General features: G+C 62.8%; 14 protein-coding genes. 7 read left to right on the forward strand and 7 right to left on the reverse strand.

Annotated features, from left to right (window positions below):
* Positions 1-75: 75 nt before the first annotated feature.
* Complete coding sequence (locus X741_RS137850; protein WP_023780709.1) at positions 76-675, reverse strand: YdeI/OmpD-associated family protein; 600 nt, start codon at positions 673-675, stop codon at positions 76-78.
* 197 nt (positions 676-872) lie between these two features.
* On the opposite strand from X741_RS137850, the gene X741_RS137845 reads away from it, so the two are divergent.
* The 4 genes from X741_RS137845 (at position 873) to X741_RS137830 (ending at position 3,580) form a co-directional block, all read left to right on the forward strand.
* The gene (locus tag X741_RS137845; RefSeq protein ID WP_032928450.1) at positions 873-1,211 is read left to right on the forward strand and encodes a VOC family protein; all 339 of its coding nucleotides are present in this window, start codon (positions 873-875) and stop codon (positions 1,209-1,211) included.
* A gap of 94 nt (positions 1,212-1,305) precedes the next feature.
* Positions 1,306-1,917 carry a hypothetical protein gene (locus X741_RS137840; RefSeq protein WP_023780711.1) on the forward strand — a complete coding sequence of 204 codons (612 nt, stop codon included), beginning with the start codon at positions 1,306-1,308 and terminating at the stop codon, positions 1,915-1,917.
* Between the two features lie 115 nt (positions 1,918-2,032).
* On the forward strand, positions 2,033-2,644 hold the full coding sequence (locus tag X741_RS137835) for an FG-GAP repeat protein (RefSeq protein ID WP_031250688.1): 612 nt from the start codon (positions 2,033-2,035) through the stop codon (positions 2,642-2,644).
* 207 nt (positions 2,645-2,851) lie between these two features.
* The gene (locus tag X741_RS137830; protein ID WP_023780713.1) at positions 2,852-3,580 is read left to right on the forward strand and encodes an SDR family oxidoreductase; all 729 of its coding nucleotides are present in this window, start codon (positions 2,852-2,854) and stop codon (positions 3,578-3,580) included.
* Between the two features lie 12 nt (positions 3,581-3,592).
* Here X741_RS137830 and X741_RS137825 read toward each other — a convergent pair whose 3' ends face one another.
* Entirely contained in the window at positions 3,593-4,552 is a 960-nt protein-coding gene (locus tag X741_RS137825) for a LysR family transcriptional regulator (protein ID WP_023780714.1), read from the reverse strand.
* Positions 4,553-4,574: 22 nt separating this feature from the next.
* Positions 4,575-5,480, reverse strand: a complete 906-nt coding sequence (locus X741_RS137820) for a S1C family serine protease (RefSeq protein WP_023780715.1) — start codon at positions 5,478-5,480, stop codon at positions 4,575-4,577.
* A 224-nt stretch (positions 5,481-5,704) separates the two neighbouring features.
* Here X741_RS137820 and yghU point away from each other — a divergent pair, with 224 nt between their 5' ends.
* The gene (gene yghU, locus X741_RS137815; RefSeq protein WP_023780716.1) at positions 5,705-6,571 is read left to right on the forward strand and encodes a glutathione-dependent disulfide-bond oxidoreductase; all 867 of its coding nucleotides are present in this window, start codon (positions 5,705-5,707) and stop codon (positions 6,569-6,571) included.
* A gap of 108 nt (positions 6,572-6,679) precedes the next feature.
* Here yghU and X741_RS137810 read toward each other — a convergent pair whose 3' ends face one another.
* Complete coding sequence (locus X741_RS137810) at positions 6,680-6,982, reverse strand: DUF1236 domain-containing protein (protein WP_023767210.1); 303 nt, start codon at positions 6,980-6,982, stop codon at positions 6,680-6,682.
* Positions 6,983-7,581: 599 nt separating this feature from the next.
* Positions 7,582-7,800 carry an exopolysaccharide production repressor protein gene (locus tag X741_RS137805; protein WP_023780719.1) on the reverse strand — a complete coding sequence of 73 codons (219 nt, stop codon included), beginning with the start codon at positions 7,798-7,800 and terminating at the stop codon, positions 7,582-7,584.
* A gap of 243 nt (positions 7,801-8,043) precedes the next feature.
* Here X741_RS137805 and X741_RS137800 point away from each other — a divergent pair, with 243 nt between their 5' ends.
* Both X741_RS137800 and X741_RS137795 read left to right on the forward strand, forming a co-directional pair.
* The gene (locus tag X741_RS137800) at positions 8,044-8,784 is read left to right on the forward strand and encodes a sulfotransferase family protein (protein WP_023780720.1); all 741 of its coding nucleotides are present in this window, start codon (positions 8,044-8,046) and stop codon (positions 8,782-8,784) included.
* A gap of 109 nt (positions 8,785-8,893) precedes the next feature.
* Positions 8,894-9,181 carry a hypothetical protein gene (locus tag X741_RS137795; RefSeq protein WP_031250691.1) on the forward strand — a complete coding sequence of 96 codons (288 nt, stop codon included), beginning with the start codon at positions 8,894-8,896 and terminating at the stop codon, positions 9,179-9,181.
* A gap of 593 nt (positions 9,182-9,774) precedes the next feature.
* On the opposite strand, the gene X741_RS137790 is transcribed toward X741_RS137795, so the two are convergent.
* Together X741_RS137790 and X741_RS137785 are read right to left on the reverse strand one after the other, a co-directional pair.
* Positions 9,775-9,963, reverse strand: a complete 189-nt coding sequence (locus X741_RS137790; RefSeq protein WP_023780722.1) for a hypothetical protein — start codon at positions 9,961-9,963, stop codon at positions 9,775-9,777.
* Between the two features lie 477 nt (positions 9,964-10,440).
* Positions 10,441-11,404 (reverse strand): WD40 repeat domain-containing protein (locus X741_RS137785; RefSeq protein ID WP_023780724.1); only part of this gene is annotated, 964 nt, incomplete at its 5' end.

Consider the following 11,404-nt stretch of genomic DNA (forward strand, 5'->3'; position numbering starts at 1 on the left):
TGGACTACCCTGCCCGGGCATCGTCGTCAGCGCCCTTGCCGCCCCAAACGCCAACCCGCGTTCTCGCCTGAACGCCTACTTCTTCCCCTGCGGATGGATCGTCTCGCCGCGATTCAGCATTTCGACGAAGGCCTCGATCTTCTTTTTGCGGCCAGCCTCGGTCTTCATGTTGTGGGTGCGAAAGGCGAGCGCGAAGCGGTTCTGCGCGCTGAGTTTTTCCAGCATCGCCTTCGCGGCCGGCTCGGCGTCGATCGCCGCCTGCAGATCGTCGGGGATCTTCACCTCCCGGCTGCCGCCATAGGCGCGCGCCCAGCGCCCATCGGCCTTGGCTGCCTCGATCTGTTTCAGCCCATGCTCGGTCATGCGGCCCTCCTCGATGAGCCGTGCGACATTGTCGATATTGATCTTGCTCCAGATGCTCTTTCTGCCACGCGGCGTGTAGCGCTGCAGAAAGCTTTTCTCGTCCAGCCCTTTACGCACTGCGTCGATCCAGCCGAAGCACAGCACGACATCGATGGCTTCCTTCGGCGTGATTGACTTCAGCCCCGAACCCACCTTGTGCACCTTGATCCACACCTCGGTTTCCGTGGCATGGTGCCGGCCGAGCCAGGCGTAGAAGCTGGCCGCGTCGGGGAATTCCCGGACCTTGTCGGGATCGACCTTGACCGGCGCCATCAGCGGGCCTGTCCATTCAATGCGATTGTCGCTTGTGCCACCATGTCGCCTGCCACCATCGTCCCCTCATCGACCAGCATCATGGCATAACCCACGGCCAGTTTTCGTCAGCAGCCGACGCATCGGCGCCAGTCAGCGGAACGGCACCACCCATCGCCGCGTTCCGGCATCAGTGCAACCGCCGGATGGAGGTTCCGATGGCGATCCAGACAATTTTCGCCCATGTCAGCTGCTCCGATCTCGAAGCCAGCATCGGCTGGTACGAAAAACTCTTCGGCAAGGCGCCGCTGCGCCGGCCGATGCCTGGGCTGGCCGAATGGCAGTTCAGCGACAGCGCCGAGGTGCAGCTCTTCGAGGACAAGGCCGGCACCTCGACGCTGACGATCGGCGTGCTGCCACTGGCGCCCGAGCGGCTGAGGCTGGTGGATACGGGCCTCGAACCCGGTCCTATCGAGAAAGCCGACCATTTCTGGATCATGCGCATGCGCGACCCGGATGGGAACCTGATCGTGTTTGCCAGCGCGGAACGCGACTAGCACACCTTGCCGCTCCTCCAGGGAAAAGCGGAAGCGCTGGCGCCTCCCCGCGCCGTGCTGTACCACAGCCGGTGCCACACTCGGGGAACGCGCCATGAAATGTCTGCTCCTCGCTTTTGCCCTGGTGCTCCCGACAGCCGCCCTCACCGAACCGATCGAAACCCAGAAAATCATCACCGCGGCCGCCGGCGACTGGAACGGCGACGGCGCCATCGACCTGGCGATGATCGTCGAGACCGAACCTGGCGCTGCCATGGACATGCATTTTTTCCTCAGGGACAAGGAACATAATTTTCTCAAGCCTGCTGGCATCGTGCAGGAGCAGATGTATGGCGAGTGGAACGGTTACGACCGGCCGGGCTATGAGGCGTCCTACATCGAGCCGGAGCTGACCGCGCTGCCAAACGGCTCGATCAAGCTCTACATACCGGGGATACCGTCCAACGGCGCGCGGACCGACCAGACGCTGACAATCGCCTGGCGCAACAATGGCTTCGTCGTCGCCGGCTTTTCCTATGACTATCATGACTACATGAAGGACAATGTCGCCAGCGACTGCGACTACAATCTGCTGACCGGCAAGGGCAAAAGCAGCAAGATGCAGCCGGATGGCACCCGTCTGCACAGGACCGTGGCGGTGGAAGGCAAGGTCGTGCCGATCGCCGAGTGGGATAGCGGGGCCAGCTTTACCGACTGCGGAGAATGAGCAGCCTCGCGTTTCGTTGCGCAAGGCAACGCACGATCGCCCGCCCTGCTGTAAATCCCGCAAGACCTGCCATGGTCCTGTCGGACGCGTCTCCCTCCCACCCTCGGAACACGCCATGCGATGCCTGCTCTTCGCCCTTGCTTTCCTGCTCCCCACCATGGCGCTGGCCGAACCGATCGAAACCCGGAAGATCATCACCGCGCTGACCGGTGACTTCAACGGCGACGGTGCGCCGGACCTTGCCATGGTGGTCGAGACCGAGCCCTCCGATCCGATGGACATCCATTTCTTTCTCAGGGACAAAGAGCACAATTACCTCAAGCCGGTCGAAACCGTGCACGAACAGATCGGTGGCGAGTGGAACGGTTACGACCGGCCGGGCTACGAGAACTCCGACACCGAGCCGGAGCTGACGATGCTGCCCAACGGCTCGATCAAATTCTATCTGCCGGCACCGCCGATCGGCAGCGAACGCACCAACCAGACGCTGACCATCGCCTACCGCAACGGCGCCTTCATCGTTGCCGGCTTCGCCTATGATTCGCAGGATTACCTCAAGGAGAATGTCGCCAGCGCCTGTGACTACAATGTGCTGACCGGCAAGGGCACCAGCTCGAAGCAGCAGCCGGACGGCAGCACGAAGCACAAGACCGTGTCGGCTGAAGGCCGGATCGTTGCCTTCAAGGAATGGAATTCGGGCGACGCCTTCACCGCTTGCCAGGAATAAGGGGCGCCCTGCCTCCGGCCGGCGTCAGACCGGCGGCGGTGCTGCCGGTGTTCGTCGTCTGGGACAGCCCCTGGTGCGCTGAACGAGACCGCTCCGCGGCTGGCACCATCGGCATCTCCGATTACCCCATCGGTTTCTCCCGTTTCCCCTTGGCGCCCTGACCTGCCAATCCCCTGCCCTTGTCCCTCCAAGCAAAGGCAGAGCGAAATGAGCATTTCAAAACAGAAAATCCTGATCGTCGGCGGCGGCTCCGGCATGGGCTTGGCACTGGCCAGGCGTTGTGTTGAGCGCGAGGTTGAAGTCATCATAGCCGGGCGTAGCGAGACCAGGCTGCAACAGGCGCGTGAGGCGCTGGGCAATCCTAACAAACTGGATGTGGCCGTCGTCGACCTCACGCGGGAGGACCAGGTCGCGGCGCTGTTCGCGCGCGTCGGCGGGCTCGACCACATCGTCAGCACTGCCGCCGACATCGAAGGCGCCTACCGTCTGCTGCCGGAGCTTGACCTAGAGGCGGCGCAACGCGTGGTCGACAGCAAGCTCTTTGGTCCGCTGCTGCTGGCCAAGCATGGTGCGCCACAACTTACACCTGCCGGCTCGATGACCTTCGTTTCCGGCATCGCCGCCTACCGCCCGGCCGCACGCGGCTCGGTCGTTGCCGCTGTCAATGCCGCGCTCGAAGGGCTGGTGCGGGCGCTGGCGGTGGAACTCGCGCCCATCCGCGTCAACGCCGTGTCGCCCGGCTGGGTCGACACCACGATCTGGACGCAGGTCGCCGGCGACAACAAGGCCGAGATGCTTGGTGCGATGGCCGAGCGGCTGCCTGTCGGAAGGATCGGCCAGCCCGAAGACATCGCGGACGCCATCTTCTTCCTGATCGGCAACGGCTTCACGACGGGAACGACGCTGCATGTCGAGGGCGGGCATCGGCTGGCCTAACATGGCCCGACATCAGGAACTGTTTGCAAACAAGGCATTGGAGTGTTTCGTCGATTCAGCTCCTGAACGCTCAGTTGGCACAAGCGTATCGCGGGCGGCGGCAAGCAATTGCCGGAGCGCCGCCGGCTGGATGCGCCGGCGTCGCCAGATCATCGTCAGCGGCGCCGCCCGCGCCGAACCGGGCCATGGCAGTTCGACGATGTCGCCACGTGCGATCGCATCGCTGACAGCAATGCGTGGAACGAGGCCGAAACCCGCGCCGGCGGCCACCAACCGCGCAATGACGCCGATGCTGCCGACTTCGGCGGCAATTTCTGGCGCATCGACACCCGCCTCGACAAAGGCAGTGTCGACCATGTGCCGGTAGATGCATCCGGGCTCGGTCGCCACGAACCGCAGTTTGGCGAGCGTGGCAATGTCGCCTGGAGTGGTGCCCTGCCCCGGAGCCGCGACCAGCACCAGCGGTTCGGCCATTATCGTGCGCCTGGCGAAACGCTGATCGGAAGCGTCCTTCGCGAAATGGCGAGGCTCGAAGCAGAAGACGACATCGATATCGCCGTCCTCCAGCTGGCGCAGCAGCGCGCCGCTGCCTGCCACCTTCATCCGCACGATGATGCCGGGGTGGCGGGCCTGGAACCCGGGCAGCCACGGCGCCAGCCGAGCCGAGGCGATCGTCTCCAGCGCACCGACGGTCACCTGCCCGCTCGTCTGCCCGACCGCCGCCTGCACAGCCGCACGCGCCTCTGCGTCGAGCCGCAACAGCTCTTCAGCGACGGGCTTCAACGCCAGTCCCGCCGGGGTCAGCTCCAGGCCGCCCTTCGAACGCGTGAACAAGGCGGCGCCAAGCTCGGCCTCAAGCGACTGGACCTGGTCGCTGACGCTCGACTGTGCGAGATGAACGGCCTCGGCGGCGCGCGTGATGTTGCGGGTTCGCGCCACGGCGAGGAAGGTCTTGAGCAGTCTTGGATGCATCGCCTGGCCGCAATCGTAAGGCCTACTGCAGCTGCGGTTTTTTCAGGAAACTGCCGCGGTCGGCGGATTTGACGCGCAGCCAGGTCTCGCGGCCGTCGCGCACCACCCGCATCGGGATCTCGGCGCCAGCCGAGCCGCTGTCCCACAGCTTGCGATAGAAATCGGCGAGCCCATCGACCGCGCCGTCGCGGACCTCGGAGATGACGTCGCCCTCGCGCAGGCCGGCCTTGGCGGCCGGGCCGCCTTCGGTCACGCTCATCACCACCACCTGGCCGTCGCTTTCGGCCGACAGGGCGCCAAGCCAGGGCCGCGGCGGCTTGGCCACCTGGCCGCGCGTCAGGAGATCGTCGAGGATCGGCGGCAAAAGATCGATCGGCACGATCATGTTTATATCGGCGACCTCGCCGGCGCGGCTCATCTGCAGGCGCAACGAGCCGATGCCGAGCAGCGCGCCATCGGCGCCGAACAGCGGCGCGCCGCCCCAGGACGGATGCGCGGGCGCGATGAAGATCGCCTCATCGAGCAGATACTCCCAATAGCCGGCGAATTCCTGCTTGGTGACGATCCTGGCCTCGACGGCCCGGCCGATGCCGTCGGCAAGTACGACCGCGTCGCCGATCCTGGCCTTGCCGGCGTCGCCCAGCGCCACCGCCGGCAAGCCGGTCGGCGCCAGCGCCTGGACCAGGCCGAAGCCCGATTCCTGGTCGTATGCCAGCGCATGCGCGGGGACGACACGGCCGTCATGTGTGGTCAGCCAGACCTCCTCGGCCTCGGTGATGAGATAGCCGATGGTCAGCACCAGCCCATCGTCGCGGATGACGACGCCGCTGCCTTCCCTGAGCGTGCCCAGCGCGCCCGCCGTGAAGGCGTCTTCCGGAACGGTGGCGCGCACGGCAACGACGGAGCGCGGATTGGGATTGGCGGTCATGATTTTGTCCTGCGATGCGAATGCCCTGGCGACTTGTTCTATAGGTATGCCTTGGAGGGGATGGTGCAAGGGGTGGAGCGGTGGCGCTTCCCCTCTCCGTAGGAACGGGAAGCGCATCATCGACATCGACATTAGTTCAACGCAAGTTGAACTTCGTCGTTGGCAGCCCTAGTTGTAAACGGACCTGCCCATCCTTTCACAACCTCCCACGCCCGAGGCCCGACATGACCGACTATACCCCGCCGAAAGTATGGACCTGGAACAAGCCGAGTGGCGGCGCCTTCGCCAGCATCAACCGGCCGATCGCCGGGCCGACGCATGACAAGGAATTGCCCGTCGGCAAGCACCCGCTGCAGCTTTATTCGCTGGCGACGCCGAACGGCGTCAAGGTGACTGTCATGCTGGAGGAGCTTCTGGCGCGCGGCCACGAAGGCGCCGAATATGATGCATGGCTGATCCGCATCAACGATGGCGACCAGTTCGGCAGCGGTTTCGTCGACGTCAACCCCAACTCCAAAATTCCGGCCTTGATGGATCGCAGCGGCGCCACGCCAGTGCGCGTCTTCGAATCCGGTTCGATCCTCGTCTATCTCGCCGAAAAGTTCGGCGAATTCCTGCCCACCGAACAGCCAGCGCGGGCGGAGGTGCTGTCCTGGCTGTTCTGGCAGATGGGCTCGGCGCCCTATCTGGGCGGCGGCTTCGGCCATTTCTACGCCTATGCGCCCGAAAAATTCGAATACGCCATCGACCGTTTCTCGATGGAGGTGAAGCGCCAGATGGACGTGCTCGACCGCCGGCTGGCCGAAACGGAATATCTCGGCGGCAAGGATTACTCGATCGCCGACATGGCGGTTTGGCCCTGGTATGGCGGGCTGGCGCTTGGCCGCATGTACAATGATTCCGCCGAATTCCTCTCGGTGCACGAATACAAGCACGTGCAGCGCTGGGCGAAGGCGATCGACGACCGCCCGGCGGTCAGGCGCGGCCGCATGGTCAACCGCGCCTTCGGCGAACCGGCTCTGCAGTTGCACGAGCGCCATGACGCCAGCGATTTCGACACGAAGACGCAGGACAAGCTCGCCGCCGAATAGGCTCGCTTCAAAAGAAAGCCCGCCACGAAGCCGCGGCGGGCTTTTCCCAAGAGTTGGGCTGGTGTCAATTGGTCGGTGTCGCAACCTCTTTCATGGCCAGGCCACGGATCAGTGCAGCACCTCGACGATCTCGCGCGTGTCGGGGTCGACCAGGACGGTCTGGTCGTTGATTACGGCGACGCGGTACCTGACGTTAGGTACCTCACGCAATTCAACCCTGTCCGGCACAGGCGAGCCGAGCTTGAGTTCGACGCCCAAAAGGTTCACCGACGCTAGCGGCTCCTTCTGCACGTATTCGCGGACGACTGTCTCATCCTGTGGCTGCACGACGACGGTTTCCGCCAAGGCCGTGCCAATACCACCCATCAGGACGATCGCGGCAGCCGCACTCGTAGAAAGATAATGTTTCATAACAACCTCCATGGTTGGCTATCTCAAACCCGCCCTGCAGGAAAACTCCGGCACCGTCGCGAGGTTCCATCTCGATTTTTGGAATAAATTCTTCATTCAGGTAAACTGATGAGAATTTCTACTGTTAAAAATATCGTGATTATATATGGATTACACACGTAAAACGTCAGAGGATTATTTTATGAAACTTTTTTTATGAACGATATACGCAAAAACATACTCTCACCGTGAAGCGCACTGGACCGTACTATTTCACGGAGTGAATTCCATTTGGTCTGCCTCTTGCCTTAGCAACAGCTAACGTGGAGAGCGCCGCGTCGTTCCCGGATACCCTCCGCCTCGCACGAAAAAGGCCCGCCCTGCCGGGAGCAGGACGAGCCTTTAACGGCGCCGGCGGAGGTGGCAGCCTCACCGGTCACATCAGGAAAACGCCGGCTCTGGCACCTTGGTTCCAGCAATCGAGCGGCGTGGCTGACATTTGTCGTTATCGCGCTGATAGCGCCCTTTGCCGGCTTGACCTGCGCACCCGCGAATGGAAGGGCCGGTAGCGAAAAGCACTCCTGATCCACCCTGGCATCATCGATCCCGGATGTCAGCCTTCAGAACCAGACACCATCCCGATGCAGCGGCGGAACAACGTTCACAGTATCCTCGCTTGTCGCGGCATGATGCGCGCGCTTGTAGATCAGCCGCACGACGAGCATGAAGTATCCAACCTGCAGGATAAGCAATGTCACGACCGTCCAGGCGAGCGCCTCCCAGAAAGAACCGGTGGCCAGATAGGTCCAGACCGCGATAACGACGGTCGTAACTGACATCCCTACGAGAAAATGTCCAAAATACATCGATCCCAAAATCGCCCGAACCGCCCCGGTTCAAACGACTCCCCTGCCTGAATCCCATTGCCCGCGCACAACGTTTCATTATTTTAGCGACTTCGCAACTATGTGATCGCCCGATCCGGAACAGCTTGCGAAATTTGTTGCGCGACCGCTTGGTCGGGAGCAATTTAATGCTCACGGACCGGGGTAATGGAGAAAACAAGTCCGAGGGATGGGGAAATGACGCTCAAGCTGATCGGGGCCGGCTTCGGCCGCACTGGCACGTGGTCGACCTTTGCCGCGCTCAACAGGCTCGGCCTGCCTTCCTACCACATGCAGGAAGTAATCCTGAACAAGGCCAACAAAGGTCATCTCGATTTCTGGCGCAAGGTGGCCAACAGTGCGCCCGGCAGCCAGCACGACTGGAACCGTGTGTTCGCCAACTATACAGCCACCGTGGACAATCCCGGCTGCTGCGTGTGGAAGGAACTGATGGTTGCCTACCCCGATGCCAAGGTACTGCTGACGCTCCACCCTCGCGGCGCCGAAGCCTGGTACGAGAGCACGATCGACACAATCTACTTCACCGAGAATGTCTGGCAGTTCAAGATCCTGGAGTGGCTGACGCCGTTCGGCCGGAAATTCGGCGATATGTCGAGGAAACTGGTGTGGGGTCGCACGCTGAACGGTGTAATGGAGGACCGCACCAAGGCTGTGGCGCGCTACAACGCCTATGTCGAGGAGGTCATGGCAGCGGTGCCGCCGCAGAAGCTGCTGGTCTACAAGGTGACCGAAGGCTGGGCTCCGCTTTGCGAATTCCTCGGCGTGGCGCTGCCCAACGAGCCGTTCCCCAACCTCAATGACCGCGAGACGATCAAGAAGATCATCCGCGATATCGTCAAGGGCTCCTACATCATGCTGGGGCTGACGATCGCGGCGATCGTGGCGGTGGTCGCAGCGCTATGGTGGTGGCTGGGCTGACGCGCAAGCCTTCGGCGGTCATTAGGCGCAACCCCTACCGCTATCAGGCGGGAACAAATGGCGGCACGCCGAGTTTCGCTTGCAGTCCTTTCAAGGGTTGGAGGCCGGCATGGCACCGCGCGAAAAACCACGCACCGACATGGAAGAAGACGGTCCCGAGGCCGATGGCCCGACCATCGAGCAGCAGGACTGGGACGCGGTCAAGGGCGGCCAGATCCTGCCCGACTCAGTGCCGGAAAATGGCGACATGCGCTACGGAACGGAGAAAGAGGGCGAACTGCCCGAGGAAGACGACGACAACGCCTACCAGGACAGTGACGACGCCCTCCCCGACGACGACGAAGAAGCCGCGATCAGGCGTGATTTGAACCGCGAGGGAGGGTTCGACGAGACGTGAGCCGTGACTTGATCCGATCAGCCGTTGGTGAATTTGCCGCTTCTCGACGACCTTGTTTTTCGCCTCGCGAGTGCCGGTAAAAAAGCTTCGTCGGCTATTTTTTTGACACTTTCCTACCTCCGGCAGCGCCGCACCATTATATGTCGTTTGACTAAAATAACGGAACGTCCAATGGACATTGCCGGAACCGAACAGGGCCCCTCGGACCTTTGCGTTCGGCCGCTAAGACCTTGGTCCTACAGGGAAACGCAAACGGCCGAATAAGGCCCTGCTCCGGGAACATCTGGCCCTTGCCGCCGTTTTGCCGCGAGGTCTCCTGACCTGCCTCATCTCGGAGGAACGAGCGGTGCCCCATCGGTCCATCATCATCAACACAGGCCACGGTCCAGGTACGGCGATTGCCGTATTGACGGTCGGATTGGTGGCGGTGGCGATTGTCTTCCTCATTCTGGGCGGGGCGCTCTATCTTGGCGAGCAGCCGTCCAATCAACATGGTCTCTCTTCCGTGCCAGCCCGATCGATCCAGGCGGCCGACCGAGGGGCGAACCGATGAAGGGCGTGGCCGGCTTGTCGCCTCAGAACTTGCAGTTGATCTAGCCGACGACGATTTTTTCCGTGTCGACTAAGAAGCCAGGGCTTGCGTCGCTTTCCGCCGCCGAACGATTGCTGGCGTCGCCATGGATCAGGAACCGGCCAACAGACATCCACGCGCCGAAGCCCAGATAGTCCTGCTTGGTCTCATGGCTCGAACGCAGCGGATAAGAAAAACTGTTTCGCGTCATTGCCCCGCGAAGCAGAACGCCGAATCCGCGCCGCAGCTCCTGCCTATTCCGCTTTCGCGGAAGTTTCGAGCGCCCCGCAATGTGTCATGTTGCGGTTGCGGCGGTACGAGCCGCCCTGGTTGACGCGGACGCCCGAGCCATCCCAACAATGCGCCCCCCGTCCGCGTCGGCCATGGCAAACGAGTGGGACATGGGACGCGATCACGACTTTCCTGCCAGCCCGGCAAAAGCCAGCAATAGGTAGATATCGTACTGGGCGGCTGCCTCAAATGCCTAGATACACGCCGCCCGCCTTTCGCTCATTCAGATCCGCCGCAGAGGCCCAATCGATGGGATCGACGCGGTACAGTTTCTCAAGCATGGCATCGGCCAGGATGAAGGGCATGGCGCCCATTTCCGTTCGCAAATGGATGGATGAACACGCCCCTGTGGTGAGGCCGCACGGCTACGATTATGGCCCCATAGCCCGTCCCACTCTCACCCCGGCGCTCCCGCAAACAGTACCACACCATCGCCACCCGTGGCCGGCCAATCCCTGATGGTGCGGTCGTAGCCGCCGGTCAGCACCGTGCCGTCGGGAGCAAATGCCACCGCGTAGATCGGGCCGGTCTGGCTGTCGAACATGGCGATCTGGTTGCCGGTTTCCATATCCCACAGCCTAGCCGTGCCGTCGAGCGAGCCCGACAGCAGGCGCTTGCCGTCGGCCGACAGCGCCAGCGTGTAGACGGTGCCCTCGTGACCCTCGAACCGCTTTACCTCGCGGCCGCTGTCGAGATCCCAGACCTTGATCGTCAAATCGCCGCTGCCGGTGACAAGATGATGTCCGTCGGCGGTGAACACGGCGCCGTAGGTGCCCTGCTCGTGGCCGTGCCAGCTGCGCAATTGCTTGCCGCTGTCGATGTCCCAGAGCTTGAGCGTGCCGTCGATGCTGCCGCTGAGCGCCTGCTTGCCGTCGGGCGAGACGGCGACCGCGCTGATCGACCAGTCGTGCCCGGGCAGCACATGCAGCACGGAATTGTTGACAAGATCCCAGACGATGACGTTGCCGGTGTCGTGGCCGCTGACGGCGTGCTTGCCGTCCGGGCTGATCGCCAGCTTGTTGACGCCGCCATTCTGGCCGGACTGGAAGACATGCAGCACGGCACCATCGGCGAGTTTTCTCAGCACGATCTCGCCGTCGTCGCCGGCCGTTAGCGCGCTGGTGCCGTCGGGCATGTAGAGCGCTGTCCGAGCCATGTCCTTGTGGACGCCGAGATTGCGGATCAAGTGCTTGCCGCCAACATCCCACAGCTTGATTACGTGGTCGGTGCTGGCGCTCAAGATCGATTGGCCGTCAGGCGCGACCGCCAGCCAGACGACCGCGTCGCGATGGCCGTCGGGCTGGGTTGGGGCCGCAGGCGGCGGTGGCGGCAACGGCGCCACCGTGGGCGGCGGAGTGACC

This window comes from Mesorhizobium sp. LNHC221B00, from assembly GCF_000502935.1.
In the GTDB taxonomy this organism is placed as follows: domain Bacteria; phylum Pseudomonadota; class Alphaproteobacteria; order Rhizobiales; family Rhizobiaceae; genus Mesorhizobium; species Mesorhizobium opportunistum.